A 14,297-nucleotide genomic window follows, 5' to 3' on the forward strand; every position below is an offset into this window, starting at 1 on the left:
GTTCTCTTGGTCAACGGGCAGACATCCGCCCGCAGACACGACATGGGGACACAGGGAGACAACGTGAGCACCGTCAACTCGCTGACGGCCGAGGACCTCGGGTCCGCCGCCCAGCGCGACCGCCGCAAGCGCATCCTGGACGCGACCATCAGCCTGGCCTCCCAGGGCGGCTTCGACGCCGTCCAGATGCGGGCCGTGGCCGAGCAGGCCGACGTCGCGCTCGGCACGCTCTACCGCTACTTCCCCTCCAAGATCCACCTGCTCGTCTCCGCGCTCGGCCGCGAGTTCGAGCGCGCCGACGCCTCCTTCAAGGACAAGACGATCCCCGGCGACACCGCCGCCGAGCGGGTCATCTTCGTCATGCGCAAGACCACCCGCGGCCTGCAGGGCGACCAGCACCTCACCGAGGCGCTGACCCGGGCGTTCATGTTCGCCGACGCCTCGGTCCAGGCCGAGATCCACACCGTCGGCATGCTGCTCACCTCGATGCTGACCCGCGCCATGGACCCCGACCGCACCGAGGTCACCGACGACGACATCGCGATCGCCCGCGTCATCGGTGACGTCTGGCTCTCCGCCCTCGTCGGGTGGGTCACCGGCCGCACCTCCGCCGCCGAGACCGCCCAGCACATGGAGGTCGCCGTACGCCTCCTCCTCCGCGACTGAGCCCCGCTCGCTGGTTGAGGTGCGAAGGCGCGCTGGCGCCTGAGCCTCGAAACCCGGTGAGCTGAAGGTCGGCCTCAACCCCGCCGCTGCGGGCGACTGGCGAGCTCGGGCAGGTCGTCGAGCCGACCCTCGATCAGCGCGAGACGCTTGGCCCGGCTCCACCCCTGGACCTGCTTCTCGAACCGGTACGCCTCGTCGATCCTGGCGAACTCGGCTGCCCACGCCAGACGTACTGGTCGACGCCGCCGCGTGTAGGCCGCGCCCGTACCCGCGTCGTGCTCGGCCACTCGACGATCGAGGTCCCAGGTGCTGCCGACGTAGAACGAACCGTCAGCGCACTCGAGGATGTAGGTCCAGGGCATAGAGGATCCATGCCCGGCAGGCGAGTCCCCAACCTCGGCCGGTCCGCCCCTGTGGACAACTCACCGGGTTTCGAGGCTCGGTTGCTGCGCAACCTCGCACCTCAACCAGCGGAAGCGCTCAGCCCCCGAACGCGTGCGTCGCGGTGACCCCACCGTCGATCGCGATCTCGGCCCCGTTGACGTAGGCGCTCTCGTCGCTGGCGAGGTAGACGTAGAGCGGCGCGATGTCGACGGGGAGGCCGACGCGGCGGAGCGGGATCTTCGAGGCGCCGTACTCCATCGCGGCGTCGCCGCCGTGCACCCGCGTCATGGGGGTGTCGATCATGCCGGGGTGCACGGAGTTGACCCGGATGCCCTTGGGGCCGAGCTCCATCGCGGCCACCTTGGTCATGCCGCGGATCGCGAACTTCGTCGCGGAGTACGCCGCGCAGGCGGCCATGCCGCCCAGCCCCTCGATCGAGGAGGCGTTGATGATCGAGCCGCCGCCGTTCTTGCGCATCGTCCGGGCCACCGACTTCATCCCGAGGAAGCAGCCGAGCTGGTTGACCCGGAAGACGAGCTCGAACTCCTCGACCTCCATCCGCTCGATCTCGCCGAAGCGCAGGATGCCGGCGTTGTTGACCAGCACGTTGACCGGGCCGAACTTCTCCTCGACCTGTCCCACGAGCGCGATCCACGACGACTCGTCGCTCACGTCGTGGTCGGCGAAGAACGCCGCGTCACCCAGCTCGTCGGCGAGCGCCTGGCCGGGCTCCTTGGCGATGTCCGCGATGGCGACCTTCGCCCCCTCGGCCACGAAGGCGCGGCAGATCTCCGCGCCCTGCCCCTGCGAACCGCCGGTGACGATCGCGATCTTGTTGTCCAGACGACCCATGGGGTTCCCCTTCAGATGGTGAGCTGCATGATCGAGTCGGCCGCGAAGCCGCGGGAGGGGTCGCGCCCCTCGAACCAGCCGCCGAGCTGCTTGTCGAGGTCGGCCAGGCTCCACGTCGAGCCGGGCTTGTCGAAGCGCTGCTCCACGACCGGGGCGGCGACGACCGCGACCATCCCGCCGTAGACCACGAAGACCTGGCCGGTGATGTGGTCGGCGGCGGGCGAGGCGAGGTAGGCGACGAGCGGGGCCACGTGGTCGGGCGAGTAGGGGTCGACGTCGAGGCCGGACTCGTCCTCGCCGAAGACCTGCGCGGTCATCGCGGTGCGGGCGCGCGGGCAGATCGCGTTGGCGCGTACGCCGGCGGACCCGACGGCCCGCGAGGTCGAGACGGTGAGCGCGGCGATGCCGGCCTTGGCCGCGGCGTAGTTGGCCTGGCCGGGAGGGCCGCTCAGGAACGCCTCGGACGCAGTGTTGACCACGCGGCCGTAGACGGGCTGCCCGGTCTCCTTGAACCGCGCCCGCCAGTGGGCCGCGGCGTTGCGGGACAGCAGGAAGTGGCCGCGCAGGTGGACCCGGATGACGAGGTCCCACTCCTCGTCGGTCATGTTGAAGAGCATCTTGTCGCGGGTGATGCCGGCGTTGTTGACGACGATGTCGAGCCCGCCGAGGTCGAGCGCGGTTGTGACGAGCGCGTCCGCTGTGGCCCGCTCCCCCACGTCACCGGTGACGACCATGGCCGAGCCGCCGCGCGAGCGGATCTCCTCGGCGGCCTCGTCGGCGGCGCCGGGCAGGTCGCCCAGCACGACGCGCGCGCCGGCGTCCGCCAGCGCGAGCGCCTCGGCCCGGCCGAGCCCGGCGCCGGCCCCGGTCACGACGGCCACCTTGCCGTCCAGGGAGAGCAGGTCGGCCATCAGTCCTCCAGCGAGATCGCGGCCCGCGGGCACGCGGCGACCGCGCGACGCACGGCCTCGACGTTCTCGTCGGTCGTCTCCTCCGTCTTGAGCTGGAGGAAGTCGTCGTCATCGAGCTCGAAGACCTCCGGCGCCAGCCCCTCGCAGAGGGCGTTGGACTCGCAGAGGTCGAAGTCGACCTTGATCTTCATGGGTGCTCCTTCTCTCCGGGGATCTCTCACGCCATCTTGCGGTGGTCCCACGTCGCCACGTGGTCCGGACGGATCACCACCGCGACGCGCTTGGTGGCCTGCTTCTCGACCATGGACCGGCCCAGCTCGCCGAGGTCGTCGAGGCTCGTCGCGCCGACCATGCGGACCGCGACGGCCGAGCCGATCTCGAAGATCGAGTCGTGGTCGCGGAGGATCTCGGCCTTGCCGGTGATCGAGACGCCGCGGAGCTCGAAGTAGTCGGTGCCGTCCTCGACGAGGGCGCTGACGCGGGGGTCGCGCTCGAGGTTGCGGATCTTCTGGCTGGCGGCGTAGGTCCAGAAGGCGATGCAGCCGTCCCGGACGACGTAGAACAGCGTCGAGAGGTGCGGCGCACCGTCCCGGCCGATGCTGGCCACCTGCACCTTGAGGTTGTCCTCGAGCAGGTCGGCGACCTCCTGGTCGTCCATCCGCACGCCGTCGCGTCCCGACATGTCAGGTCCCCTCGCTGGAGTGGCCCGGGAAGACGTGGGCGCTGGGGTCGATGGCGACCGCCGCGTTGTTGACGGCGGTGGCGGCCTCCCCGAAGCCGACGGCGATGAGCCGCACCTTGCCGGGGTACTCCGTGATGTCGCCCGCCGCGAAGACCCGCTCCAGGCTGGTCCGCATCGACGGTCCGACGACCACGTGCCGCTTCTCGACCTCGATCCCCCACTGCTGGAGCGGCCCGAGGTCGGCGATGAAGCCGAGCGCGGCCACCACGGCCTGGGCGGGGTACGTCGTGGTCTCGTCGCCGACGGTGATGTCCACCGACTCCAGGACGCCGTTGCCGCGCAGCGCCGTGACCTCGGCCTTCGTCACGATCCGCACCGACGAGCTCGTCACCTGGTCGACCGTGCGCTGGTGCGCCCGGAACGCGTCGCGGCGGTGCACCAGCGTCACCGACTTGGCGACCGGCTCGAGGTGCAGCGCCCAGTCGAACGCGGAGTCGCCGCCGCCGACGATCACGACGTCCTTGCCGGCGTACGGCGCGAAGCTGGGCACGAAGAACTCCATGCCGCGGCCCAGCCATCCGTCGCCCGCGGGCAACGGTCGGGGGCTGAACTTGCCGATGCCGGCGGTGATCAGCACGGCCTTGGCGGTGATCTCGGTGCCGTCGTCGAGGCCCACGACCACGGTGTCGCCGTGGTGGGTGAGCGTGGTGGCGGTCCTGTCGAGGAAGTACTCCGGCGAGGCCGTCGCTGCCTGGCTCACCAGCCCCTCGACGAGGTCGCGGCCCTTGACGGTCGGGAAGCCGGCGACGTCGAGGATCTGCTTCTCGGGGTACATCGCGGTGATCTGGCCGCCCAGCTCGGGCAGCGAGTCGACGACCGCGACGCGGAACCCGCGGAAGCCGGCGTAGTAGGCGGCGAAGAGCCCCGTGGGGCCGGCGCCGATGATCAGGAGGTCGGTGTCAGGCACGCTGGCGATCCTTCCCCATGAACACGCCTCCACCATAGTGGAACGTGTTCTAGTTTTCTACTGCGTCTCGATGTTGTCCACGAGCCAGCCGTGCTCGGTGTGCACCACGGTCACCAGCGCGCGGTAGGGGGTGAACGCCGTCTTGGTGCCCGGCTTGGTGACGTACTGGTTGAGGAAGAGCAGCGCCTGCACCTGCTCGGAGGACGCCCGGACCACGCCCGCGGCCACGACCTTGACCTGCAGCTCGGTCTTGGCCGCCACGAAGTCGCCCTTGATCTGCCCGACGGTCTGCGTGTACTCCTTCGCGAACCCGTCGGTCATCTCGCTGGTGGCCTGGGCGACCTGCTCGTCGTAGTTCTTGTACGACGTGGACAGGATGTCCTCGGCGTCCTGCGACGCGGCCTCCACCGCAGCGCGGTGGGCCATCTCGCCGGTGATGACCGGGTGCGACGCCGACACGGTGGGCTCGCTGCGGCCCCAGAGGTACCACGACTCCCCCAGCACCACGGCGGCCAGCAGCACGATCGCCACGACCAGCGCCACGGTGGTGCGGAAGCCGCCGAGGAGGCCGGGCGTCGTCGACGGCGGAGCGGGAGCCGCGGTCGGCGCCGGGGTCGGGGCCGGTGCGGGAACGCGCGCGTCGGGCGGCGCGGGCACACCGGAGGCGACCTTGCGCGGCCGGGCGGTCGGGTTGCGCGACCCGACGACGGGACGCTTGCGGGGGTCGTTGGTGGGGGCCATGGCTCAGCCCACGAACTCGAGGTTGGAGGTGAGCCACTGGCCGTCCTGGAGGACCAGGTCGAGCTTGAGCCGGAAGTTCCGGGCGACCGGCTTGTTGCCGGTCTGCACGTTGGCGACCGTGCCCGAGGTCGCGGCGATCACGGTCGCGCTGTCCTGGTCGACGGCGACGACGCCGGCCCACAGGACCGAGCCGTCCATGACCGACTTGTTCTGCTGGAGCACCTGGATGACGCCCTTGGTCGAGGTGGCGTACTGCTTGCGGAAGGACCCGGTGGCTCCGGCGGCGACCTTGTCGATGCTGGCCTGCGCGTCGTCGTAGCGGATGTTGATGAACGCCTCCGCCTCCGCCCGCGCGGCGGCCATCACCGCGGCGTACCGCTCCTGCTCGGCGCTGTCGGTCACCGAGGTGTCGTGGGTCCGGTAGACCAGCACGCCGCCGACGACGGCCGCGCACGCGAGCACCAGCGCGAGGGCGTAGAGCCCGAGGTTCAGCCTCACGGACTGACCACGGGGCCGACGAGCAGCCACTTCCACGAATCCCCTCCCAGGACGGACAGGTTCCCCTGATCACGGAACCGGACGGGCCTGCCGTCCTTGTCCACCGCACCGTAGACGATGCCGGTGCTGGGGTCGTAGGAAGCCCGGTAGGCGCGCCCGACGGAGCTGTTGTTCGGGCCGCCGGGGGCGTACTTCCCGCCGCGCATGTTGTACGGCGCGGGGCTGTTGCACTGGGCCGGGTAGATCGGTGAGTCGCTGAGCTGGTCCCCGCGCCGCCACTGCGACTTGGGCTTGTAGCCGTCGGTGCAGGGCTGGACCTTGTTGGAGAACTGGAGGTTGACCCGGCCGTAGCCGTCGGGCGGCGTGCCGGTGAAGCCGCTGGAGATGGTGCGCGGGAAGGTAACCAGCAGCTGCTCGATGCCGGCGAGGTGCGAGACGACGACGGTGTTGATGCTGACCGCGTTGCCCAGCAGCACCGGCAGCGTCGGGCCGAGGTCCTTGAGGAGCGCGTCGATCTCGCGGGCCGTGCCGGGCGTGCCCTGCAGGACGGTGCGCAGGTCCCCGTCGCTGCGGCGCAGCGAGTCGGTGATCAGCCGCAGGTCCCGGGAGAAGGCTTTGATGTTCTCGCCCTCGTCGCGCTGGGTGCGCAGCACCGTCAGGCCGTGGTCGAGCAGCGAGATCGTCTCGTCCTCGTGGGCGGCGGCCTCGTCGACGAACTTCCCGCCGTTGTCGATGAGCTTCTGGAGCGGGCCGCCGGTGTCGCGGAACATGTCCCCGAGCTCCTTGACGGTCACCTGGAGGTTCTTCTTGTCGACCGACCCGACGAACTGGTCGAGCTCGACCAGCAGGTCGGCCTCGTCGACGGGCAGCGAGTCCTGGCTGCCGGCCAGCGTGTCGCCGTTCGCGGCGTACGGGCCCTCGTCGTCCGGCGGCTCGAAGTCGAGGTACTGCTCGCCGACCGCGGAGAGGTTGTGGACGTACATCGGCGAGTCCAGGGGCAGCCGGGTGCCGTCGTGGAGCGCGAGGTCGAGGCGTACGCCGTCGCGCGTGGTGTGCATCGCGCTGATCTTGCCGATCTTGACACCGCGGTAGGTCACCTCGCTGCCCTCGAACAGGCCGCCGGACGTCGGGAGCGTCGCGTGCACGCTCAGGCCGCGGCCGAGCACCTTGTCGACGAAGCCGAGGTAGGACGCGGTGACGTAGACGATGCCGACCGCGCTCAGCACGAGGAACGCCGCGATCCGGATGCGCACGCCGCGGGTCATGCCGCACCCCCGTAGAGGGCGCTGCCGGACTCGTCGGGCTGGTCGGCGCCGCTGGCGAGGGAGGCGGTGAAGCCGTCGAGGCCGGGCAACGTCGGGAGTCCGGGGAGGTCGGGCAGGTCACCGGCGTTGACGACCTGGCAGACCGCGTTGTCCTTGTTCTCGTCCCTCTGGCACGCCTTCTTGAGCTTCTTGAGCGCGTTGGCGTCGTCGAGCACCTTCAGGCAGGCCTTGCTGGTGATGTCGCCGCTGGCCAGGCACTTCTGCACCTGGTTGAGCACCTGCGACGGGTCGGGCACGTCGACCGGCGGCAGCGGGCCACCGCCCCCGTTGGGCACGAACGTCCCGAGGTTGATCTGGGCCCGGATGAAGGCGTTGGCGTAGTCGCCCTTGACCACCTCGGACGCCTCCTTGGGGAAGGGGAAGCTGATGGCCATGTTGAGGCCGGGCGCCAGGTGGTCGCCGGCCTCGTTGAGCTTGGTCAGCACGGGCTTGAGGTCGGCCAGCGTCTGGATGAGGTCGGCCTTGCTGGCGCCGATGACGCGGGTGCCGACGGCACCGAGGCGGTCCAGCGACTTGAGCATCGCGATCAGCTGGGCGTGCTGGTCGTCGAGCACCTTCACCGCAGGCCCGACCACGTCGAGGGCGTCGCCGATCGTGTCCTTCTCGCGGTTGAGCGTGGCGGTCAGGTTGTTCATCGACTCGAGCGCGTCGATGATGTCGGCCTTCTGGTCGTCGAGGGTGCCGACGACGTCCTTGAGCGACCCGAGCAGGTGGCGCAGCCGGTCGGTGCGACCGTCCATCACGTTGTTGAGCTCCTGCGTGATCGTGCCGAGCTGACCGACGCCGCCGCCGCTCAGCAGGAACGACAGCGCGCCGAGCACCTCCTCGACCTCCGGGTTGCGGCCGGTGGCGGACAGCGGGATGTTGTCGCCGTCCGAGAGCCGCCCGTGCGGCTGCTCGCCGGTGGGCGGGAGGAGGGCGACGTACTTCTCGCCGAGGAGGCTGACCTGGCGGATGTCGGCGATCGCGTTGTCGGGCAGCACGATGTCGTCGCGCACCAGCATGGTGATCTCGGCGTGCCAGCCTACGCGCTGCACGTCGGTGACCTCGCCGACCGTCACGTCGTCGACCATCACCGGCGACTTCGGCACGATGTTGAGGATGTCGGCGAAGTCCGCGGTCACCTCGTAGGCGTGGTCGGCGTCGACCGGACCGCCGGGCAGCGGCAGGTCGTAGGCACCGTCGAACTTGCAGCCGGACACGAGCAGCACGAGGCCGAGCGAGGCCAGGGCGAGGCGCTTCACCGGCCACCCCCGATCAGGGTGCTGAGCGACGAGCCGCTGCCGGCGACGTACTGCTGGGCGGCGGCCTGGTCGCGCTGCGTGGTGGACAGGACCGAGGGCCCGGAGGTCTGGCTCTTGCTCGTCTGGTCCTCGGCGGGCTCGATCTGCTTGAAGATCCGGCAGGCGAGGTCCTTGCTGGCCTTGGGCATGCCGGACTGCATGACGATCGAGCAGAGGAAGCCGTCGAGGTCGCCGAACGTGCCGTTGACGCCGATCCGGGACCCGATGGAGCCGCTGGAGTTGTTGAAGGCGACCGCGAGGTTGCCCAGCGCGAGCGGGGCGACCTGGAGGGCGTCGTCGATGCTGCCCTTCTCGGAGTTGATCGTCTGCATGACGCGGGTGAGCTTCTCCAGGTCGGTCACGAGCGCCTTGCGGTTGTCGTGGACGAAGCCCTTGACGGTGCCGACGGCGGTGGCGACCGACGACAGCGCCCGTTGGAGCTGGACGCGCTCGGTGACCAGCGACCCGGAGACGCCGGCGAGGTCGCGGATGAAGGCGCGCACGAGCCGGTCGTTGTTGCCGAGCACCTGGGAGAACTTCGCGAGCTGGGTGACGGTGGCGAACAGGTCACCGCTCCCCTGCCCGAAGGTGGTTGCGGCCGCCGCGAGGTTGCGCAGCATCTTGTTGCCGAGCCTCCCCTGGCCCGCGAGGTTCTTCGCGCCGGCCTCGAGCACGTGGTTGAGGGTGCCGTCCTTGTTGACGCCGTTGGGTCCCAGCGCCTCGGACAGGTCGCGCAGGCTGGCGTAGATCCGGTCCAGCTCGACCGGGACCCCGGTGTCGGGCAGCGCGATGTCGGCGCCGTCGGCCATCAGCCGGTCGCCCTCGGACCAGGCCGGGGTCAGCTGTACGAAGCGGTCGGCGACCAGGGTCGGGGTGACGATCACGGCCTTGGCGTCGGCCGGCAGCTTGTACGCCGCGTCGTACTGCATCTCGACGCGGACCGAGTTGCCCTCGGGGATCACGGCCGTGACCCGGCCGACGTTGACGCCGAGGATCCGCACGTCGGAGCCCTCGTAGATCGACACCGCGCGCGGGAAGTGCGCGGTGAGGGTCTTGGTCTCGTCGCCGCCGCGCAGGAGCAGCAGGCTCGCGGCGGCCAGCGCGACGACGACCGCCGCGACGAGGACGCGTGCGTTCCGACCCTTCATGGCGGCCACCTACTCCTGCTCCGGGACGAACTCGCCGGTCGGGATGGCGGCGAGGTTCACGACGTAGGCGTCGAACCACGGGCCGGTGCCGATGATGTTGCCGAGGATGGAGGCGTAGGGGCCGACCGCCGCGAGCGTCGCCTTCAGCTCCTTCTCCTTGCTGTTGAGCAGGTCGAGGAGGTCGTCGACCTGCTGGAGGGCCGGCCCGATCTCGCCCTGGTTGTCCCGGGCGACGCCGCGGAGCTCGTCGGCCAGGACCCGGGCGTTGACGAGGAGCTGGTGGATCGCGGCCTTGCGCCGCTGCACCTCCTGGAAGACCATGTCGCTGTTCTTCATCAGGTCGACGATGTCGCGGCTCCGGTCGGCCAGCACCTTGCTGACGTTCTTGGAGCTGGCCAGCAGCTTCTGGATCTGCTCGTCCCGCGACGCGACGGTCTGCGAGAGCCGGGCGATGCCGACGAAGCTGTCGTGGATCTGTGGCCCGGCCTGGTCGAGCGTCGTCGAGATCGTGGTGAGCGCCTGCTTGAGCTGGCCGGTGTCGATCCGCTCGGTGGTCGTCGTCAGGTCACCGAAGACCCCGACGATGTCGTAGGCCGACTGGGTCCGGTCGACCGGGATCGGGTCGTCGGTCGAGAGCTGGCCGGGCCCGGCGGGGACGAGGTCGAGGTACTTCTCGCCGAGCAGGTTGAGGACCTCGATCGAGGCCCGGCTGTCGGTGCCGAACTCCACGCCGTGGTCGACCTCGAAGGTGACCACGACCGTGTGGCTGTCCTCCAGGCTGATGTCCTTGACCCGGCCGGCCCGGATGCCGCCGACCTGGACCATGTTGCCCTTGTGCAGGCCGCTCGCGTCGGCGAACTCGGCCCGGTAGAGGTCGCCGCCGAAGCCGGGGAACTTCGAGAGGTTGAAGGCCGCCGTCATGATCAGCAGCATCACCACCAGGGTGATCGCGCCCAGGCGGAGGATCTGGGCCTCGGTGTAGCGCCTCATGGCGTCTGACACCTCGCGGCGGAGCTGTTGAAGGAGATGTGGTTGAGCTCCTTCTGCAGGTCCTTCAGGCCCGGCACGTCGCTGATGACGGGGAGCTTGATGTAGCCCTTGAAGCCGCAGAGGTAGTAGTTGTACCAGCTGCCGTAGGTGCCGGTCCGGGTCTGGTCGGTCATCGACTCGGGCAGCCGGTCGAGCATCTCCACGACCACCTTGCGGTTGACCGGCTTGTTCAGCGTGGCGGCCAGCCGGCGCAGCTGGACCACGTCGGACTTCACCAGCGGGCGGCTGCTGCTCACCAGGTCGGCGACGACCGCGGTCAGGTCCGAGATGTTCTGCAGGGACGACCCGATCGTGTTGCGGTCGCGGGCGAGGTCGGCCATCCAGCGCTTGAGCTGGACGACCAGCTCGGTCAGCTGCTGGTGGTGCTGGTCGACCGTGGTGAGGGTCTGGCCGAGGTTGGTGACGACCTCCCCGATCAGCTTGTCGCGGTCCGCGAGCGTGTTGGTCAGGGACGCCGTCTTCTGCAGCAGCCCGGCGACCGTGCCGCCCTCGCCCTGCAGCACCTGGACGAGGTTCATGCTGAGGTCGTTGACCTGCTTCGGGTTCAGCGCCTGGAAGAGCGGCTGGAAGCCGTTGAACAGCACAGTCAGGTCCAGCGCCGGGCTGGTGTTGCGGATCGGGATCGTCGCGTCGGCCGCGAGCGGCTCGGCGTGGGCGTCCGAGCCCTCCTCGAGGGCGAGGTAGCGGTCGCCGACCAGGTTGAGGAAGCGGATCTCCGCGCGGGAGGCGGTCGTCAGGGGCACGTCGGCCTTCACCCGGAACGTCACCAGCGCCTCGGTGCGGTCGTAGTGCTCGACCTTCTTGACCTCGCCGACGCTGACGCCGGCGATCCGGACGTCGTCGCCCTTCTCGAGCATCGAGGCGTTGGAGAAGACCGCCTGGTAGTTCTTGCCGGCCCCGAAGCCGATGTTGCCCATGATCGCGGCGAGCAGCCCGGTCACCAGGATCGAGCTGAGCGTGAAGATCCCGAGCTTGATCCCGGCCGAGATCGTGGTCGAGTTGCGGCTCATCGCGTCCCCCCGACCATCCCGCTGCCGGGGACCGTGCTCGTGGGCGGGTGGTCGTCCTGGTCCGTCCCGTCGTCGAGCGGCTGGAAGCCGATCGGGATGGCGGGGTCGGGCAGGCCCAGGCACCACGGCCCGTGGCCGACCTCGCCGTAGACCGGACGGTCGCGCGCGTCGTACTCGCGGTACTGCGGGGTGTTGAAGACGAAGTTCTGCCGGATCATGTTGCCCTGGAAGACCTTGGCCAGCAGCGGCTCGTAGCGGTCGAGGCCGGCCATCAGGCAGGGGTACTCCGGGCTGTACGCCGCGAGCAGGCCCGTGATCGGCTGGGTGACCTGCCCGACGCGGACGATGTCGGCGCCGTTGTCCTGCAGGATCCCGGTCGCGGTGTCGGAGACTCCGGCGAGGTCGCCGAAGAACGCCTTGAGGTCGTCCTTGCGCTCGATGACGGTCCTGCTCGTCACCGTCACGTTCCGCAGCACGCCGAGCAGGTCGGGCGCGGCGATGTCGTAGGTGTCGGCGACCTGGGCCAGCAGCCTGAGGTCCTCGCGCAGCGTGGGCAGGTGGTCGTCGATGACCCCGAGGTAGCTGTCGAGCTCGTCCATCGTCTCGCCGATCTGCTTGCCCCGGCCGCCGAGCGCGGTGGCGAGGGCGTTCAGCGTGGCGTTGAGGTCGGCGGGCCGCACCGAGCGGAGCAGCGGGAAGAGATTGGCCAGGATCCGGCTCAGCTCGACGTTGGTCTCGACCCGGTCGGCCGGGATGACGTCGCCGTCGGAGAGCGAGGCCGACGCCGGGTCGGCGGGGTCCTTGAAGGAGATGTACTTCTGGCCGAACAGCGTGGTCGGCAGGATCTGCACGTCGACGTTCTCGGGGATCTCGCGCGCGGCGTCCGGCTGGAGCGCGACCTTGATGACCGCCTGCTTGCCGTCGTCGGAGATGTCGCGGACCTGGCCGACCAGCACGCCGTGGAGGCGGACGTCGCCGAACTTCGCGAGCTGGAGGCCGGCGCGGTCGGCCTGGATCGTCACCATCGTCACCGACTGGAACGTCTTCTGGTAGACCGCGATCGCCAGCCCGATGAGCAGCGCGATGACGGTCAGGAAGACGACGCCGCTGACCAGCAGCCGCCGGTGCTCGGCCGGGGTGTCGTGGGTGATGTTGACGAGCATCCCCGTGATCCGGACGGTCGTCGTCGAGCCCCAGATCGCGAAGCTCAGGAAGAAGTCGGCGACCACCACGGTGACGATGCTGGTCCGGATGGCGCGCCCCACGGCCATGCCCACGCCGGCCGGTCCGCCGGAAGCGGTGTAGCCGTAGTAGCAGTGGATCAGGATGATCGCGGTCGCGAGGAACAGCAGCTTGCCGAAGGACCAGAGCATGTCGATGGGCGGCAGGAACTGGATGAAGTAGTGGTCGTAGGTGCCCGGAGACTGCCCGTAGACGAGGGTGGTGATCAGCCGCGGCGAGAGGTAGGACGCGCAGAGCGCCACGACGTACAGCGGGATCACCGCGATGAACGCAGCGATCATGCGCGTGGTCACCAGGAACGGCAGCGAGGGGATCGCCATCACCTCGAGAGCGTCGATCTCCTCCGAGATCCGCATCGCGCCGAGGCGGGCGGTGTAGCCGCAGCCGACGGTCGCGGCCAGCGCGATCGAGGAGACGAGCGGGGCGACCTCTCGGGTGTTGAAGTAGGCGGAGATGAAGGCCGAGAACTTCGCGACGCCGATCTGGCTGAGCGAGGCGTAGCCCTGGATGCCGACCTCGGTCCCAGCGAAGAACGCGAGGAACGCGATGACGCCGACCGTGCCGGCGATCAGGCTCAGGCCGCCCGCACCGAAGGTGACCTCGGCCAGGGTGTTGACGATTTCGCGCGGGTAGCGCTTGATCGCCCGCGGGGTCCACGCCAGCGCCTTGACGTAGAACATCAGCTGGTCGCCGTACTGCTCCAGGGAGGCGCGACGTCCCTGGATGATCGAGCTGCCGATCGCCGAGATGCTCGCCATCACAACCCCGGGGGTGGAACGACCTGGAAGTAGATCGCCGTGATCACCGCGTTGAGGAAGAACAGCAGCATGAACGCGATGATCACGGACTCGTTGACCGCCTTGCCGACGCCGCTGGGACCGCCCCCGGCGTTGAGGCCCTTGTAGGCGCCGACGATCGCGGCCAGCCAGCCGAAGACGACCGCCTTGACCATGGAGATGTAGAGGTCGGGCAGGCTGGCGAGCGCGGTGAAGCTGGAGAGGAACGCCCCGGCGGAGCCGCCCTGCACGATGACGGTGAAGAAGTAGCCGCCACCGATGCCGGCGCCGATCACGAGCCCGTTGATCATCAGCGCGACGAACATCGTGGCCACGACGCGCGGCGCCACCAGGCGGGCGAGCGGGTCGATGCCGAGCACCTCCATCGCGTCGATCTCCTCGCGGATCTTGCGCGCGCCCATGTCGGAGCAGATCGCGGAGCCTGCGGCTCCCGCGATGAGGAGGGCCGCCGCGATCGGCGCCGCCTCACGGACGACGGCGAGGACGGCGGTCGCACCCGCGAAGGACTGGGCGCCGAGCTGGCCGGTGAGGTTGCCGACCTGGAGGGAGATGACGGCGCCGAAGGGGATCGAGACCAGGATCGTGGGCATCAGCGTGACGCTGGTGATGAACCACGCCTGCTCGATGAACTCGCGGAACTGGAAGGGGGTGGTGAAGATCCGCTTGGTGACCTCGACGACCATCGCCGCGATCTCGCCGGGGCCCCGGATGACGGACACAGCGGAGAACGCCATCGGTCAC

The 14,297-nt window shown here is 69.7% G+C and carries 16 protein-coding genes and 1 pseudogene; 1 reads left to right on the forward strand and 16 read right to left on the reverse strand.

The window, feature by feature from the left end; genetic code table 11:
• Positions 1 to 63: 63 nt before the first annotated feature.
• Positions 64 to 666, forward strand: a complete 603-nt coding sequence (locus FB382_RS10025; RefSeq protein WP_343055549.1) for a TetR family transcriptional regulator — start codon at positions 64 to 66, stop codon at positions 664 to 666.
• A gap of 74 nt (positions 667 to 740) precedes the next feature.
• Here FB382_RS10025 and FB382_RS10030 read toward each other — a convergent pair whose 3' ends face one another.
• The 16 genes and pseudogenes from FB382_RS10030 to FB382_RS10105 form a co-directional block, all read right to left on the reverse strand.
• Entirely contained in the window at positions 741 to 1,028 is a 288-nt protein-coding gene (locus FB382_RS10030; protein WP_182538823.1) for a GIY-YIG nuclease family protein, read from the reverse strand.
• Positions 1,029 to 1,146: 118 nt separating this feature from the next.
• The gene (locus tag FB382_RS10035; RefSeq protein ID WP_182538824.1) at positions 1,147 to 1,902 is read right to left on the reverse strand and encodes a glucose 1-dehydrogenase; all 756 of its coding nucleotides are present in this window, start codon (positions 1,900 to 1,902) and stop codon (positions 1,147 to 1,149) included.
• Positions 1,903 to 1,913: 11 nt separating this feature from the next.
• Positions 1,914 to 2,813, reverse strand: coding sequence for a 3-oxoacyl-ACP reductase (locus FB382_RS10040; protein ID WP_182538825.1), 900 nt, complete (start codon positions 2,811 to 2,813; stop codon positions 1,914 to 1,916).
• The gene (locus tag FB382_RS10045; protein ID WP_182538826.1) at positions 2,813 to 3,004 is read right to left on the reverse strand and encodes a ferredoxin; all 192 of its coding nucleotides are present in this window, start codon (positions 3,002 to 3,004) and stop codon (positions 2,813 to 2,815) included. Before FB382_RS10045 ends, FB382_RS10040 begins: the two co-directional genes overlap by 1 nt.
• A 26-nt stretch (positions 3,005 to 3,030) precedes the next feature.
• Positions 3,031 to 3,495, reverse strand: a complete 465-nt coding sequence (locus tag FB382_RS10050) for a pyridoxamine 5'-phosphate oxidase family protein (RefSeq protein ID WP_182538827.1) — start codon at positions 3,493 to 3,495, stop codon at positions 3,031 to 3,033.
• Between the two features lies 1 nt (position 3,496).
• Complete coding sequence (locus tag FB382_RS10055) at positions 3,497 to 4,462, reverse strand: NAD(P)/FAD-dependent oxidoreductase (protein WP_343055550.1); 966 nt, start codon at positions 4,460 to 4,462, stop codon at positions 3,497 to 3,499.
• Positions 4,463 to 4,519: 57 nt separating this feature from the next.
• Positions 4,520 to 5,203: a hypothetical protein gene (locus FB382_RS10060; protein WP_182538829.1), complete on the reverse strand. Its 684-nt coding sequence runs from the start codon at positions 5,201 to 5,203 to the stop codon at positions 4,520 to 4,522.
• A 3-nt stretch (positions 5,204 to 5,206) separates the two neighbouring features.
• Positions 5,207 to 5,701, reverse strand: coding sequence for a hypothetical protein (locus FB382_RS10065; protein ID WP_182538831.1), 495 nt, complete (start codon positions 5,699 to 5,701; stop codon positions 5,207 to 5,209).
• Entirely contained in the window at positions 5,698 to 6,966 is a 1,269-nt protein-coding gene (locus FB382_RS10070; protein WP_182538833.1) for an MCE family protein, read from the reverse strand. The genes FB382_RS10065 and FB382_RS10070 overlap by 4 nt, the downstream gene beginning before the upstream one ends.
• Positions 6,963 to 8,270 carry an MCE family protein gene (locus FB382_RS10075; RefSeq protein ID WP_182538835.1) on the reverse strand — a complete coding sequence of 436 codons (1,308 nt, stop codon included), beginning with the start codon at positions 8,268 to 8,270 and terminating at the stop codon, positions 6,963 to 6,965. The genes FB382_RS10070 and FB382_RS10075 overlap by 4 nt, the downstream gene beginning before the upstream one ends.
• The gene (locus tag FB382_RS10080; RefSeq protein WP_182538837.1) at positions 8,267 to 9,457 is read right to left on the reverse strand and encodes an MCE family protein; all 1,191 of its coding nucleotides are present in this window, start codon (positions 9,455 to 9,457) and stop codon (positions 8,267 to 8,269) included. Before FB382_RS10080 ends, FB382_RS10075 begins: the two co-directional genes overlap by 4 nt.
• Positions 9,458 to 9,466: 9 nt before the next feature.
• Positions 9,467 to 10,447 carry an MCE family protein gene (locus FB382_RS10085; protein WP_182538839.1) on the reverse strand — a complete coding sequence of 327 codons (981 nt, stop codon included), beginning with the start codon at positions 10,445 to 10,447 and terminating at the stop codon, positions 9,467 to 9,469.
• Positions 10,444 to 11,517 carry an MCE family protein gene (locus tag FB382_RS10090; RefSeq protein ID WP_182538841.1) on the reverse strand — a complete coding sequence of 358 codons (1,074 nt, stop codon included), beginning with the start codon at positions 11,515 to 11,517 and terminating at the stop codon, positions 10,444 to 10,446. The genes FB382_RS10085 and FB382_RS10090 overlap by 4 nt, the downstream gene beginning before the upstream one ends.
• Positions 11,514 to 12,680: an MCE family protein gene (locus FB382_RS10095; protein ID WP_182541452.1), complete on the reverse strand. Its 1,167-nt coding sequence runs from the start codon at positions 12,678 to 12,680 to the stop codon at positions 11,514 to 11,516. Before FB382_RS10095 ends, FB382_RS10090 begins: the two co-directional genes overlap by 4 nt.
• Positions 12,681 to 13,517: pseudogene (locus FB382_RS10100) on the reverse strand (MlaE family ABC transporter permease); the annotation flags it as partial.
• Positions 13,517 to 14,290 carry an MlaE family ABC transporter permease gene (locus tag FB382_RS10105; RefSeq protein ID WP_125036333.1) on the reverse strand — a complete coding sequence of 258 codons (774 nt, stop codon included), beginning with the start codon at positions 14,288 to 14,290 and terminating at the stop codon, positions 13,517 to 13,519. The pseudogene FB382_RS10100 and the gene FB382_RS10105, both read right to left, overlap by 1 nt.
• Positions 14,291 to 14,297 lie beyond the last annotated feature (7 nt).

The organism is Nocardioides ginsengisegetis (genome assembly GCF_014138045.1).
Taxonomy (GTDB): Bacteria; Actinomycetota; Actinomycetes; order Propionibacteriales; family Nocardioidaceae; genus Nocardioides; species Nocardioides ginsengisegetis.

What these genes read in the sequence shown, in the direction of transcription:
- FB382_RS10030 (WP_182538823.1), bottom strand. Translation starts at nt 1,028, where the DNA reads ATGCCCTGGACCTACATCCTCGAGTGCGCTGACGGTTCGTTCTACGTC.
- FB382_RS10035 (WP_182538824.1), bottom strand. Translation starts at nt 1,902, where the DNA reads ATGGGTCGTCTGGACAACAAGATCGCGATCGTCACCGGCGGTTCGCAG.
- FB382_RS10040 (WP_182538825.1), bottom strand. Translation starts at nt 2,813, where the DNA reads ATGGCCGACCTGCTCTCCCTGGACGGCAAGGTGGCCGTCGTGACCGGG.
- FB382_RS10045 (WP_182538826.1), bottom strand. Translation starts at nt 3,004, where the DNA reads ATGAAGATCAAGGTCGACTTCGACCTCTGCGAGTCCAACGCCCTCTGC.
- FB382_RS10050 (WP_182538827.1), bottom strand. Translation starts at nt 3,495, where the DNA reads ATGTCGGGACGCGACGGCGTGCGGATGGACGACCAGGAGGTCGCCGAC.
- FB382_RS10060 (WP_182538829.1), bottom strand. Translation starts at nt 5,203, where the DNA reads ATGGCCCCCACCAACGACCCCCGCAAGCGTCCCGTCGTCGGGTCGCGC.
- FB382_RS10070 (WP_182538833.1), bottom strand. Translation starts at nt 6,966, where the DNA reads ATGACCCGCGGCGTGCGCATCCGGATCGCGGCGTTCCTCGTGCTGAGC.
- FB382_RS10080 (WP_182538837.1), bottom strand. Translation starts at nt 9,457, where the DNA reads ATGAAGGGTCGGAACGCACGCGTCCTCGTCGCGGCGGTCGTCGTCGCG.
- FB382_RS10085 (WP_182538839.1), bottom strand. Translation starts at nt 10,447, where the DNA reads ATGAGGCGCTACACCGAGGCCCAGATCCTCCGCCTGGGCGCGATCACC.
- FB382_RS10090 (WP_182538841.1), bottom strand. Translation starts at nt 11,517, where the DNA reads ATGAGCCGCAACTCGACCACGATCTCGGCCGGGATCAAGCTCGGGATC.
- FB382_RS10095 (WP_182541452.1), bottom strand. Translation starts at nt 12,680, where the DNA reads ATGCTCGTCAACATCACCCACGACACCCCGGCCGAGCACCGGCGGCTG.
- FB382_RS10105 (WP_125036333.1), bottom strand. Translation starts at nt 14,290, where the DNA reads ATGGCGTTCTCCGCTGTGTCCGTCATCCGGGGCCCCGGCGAGATCGCG.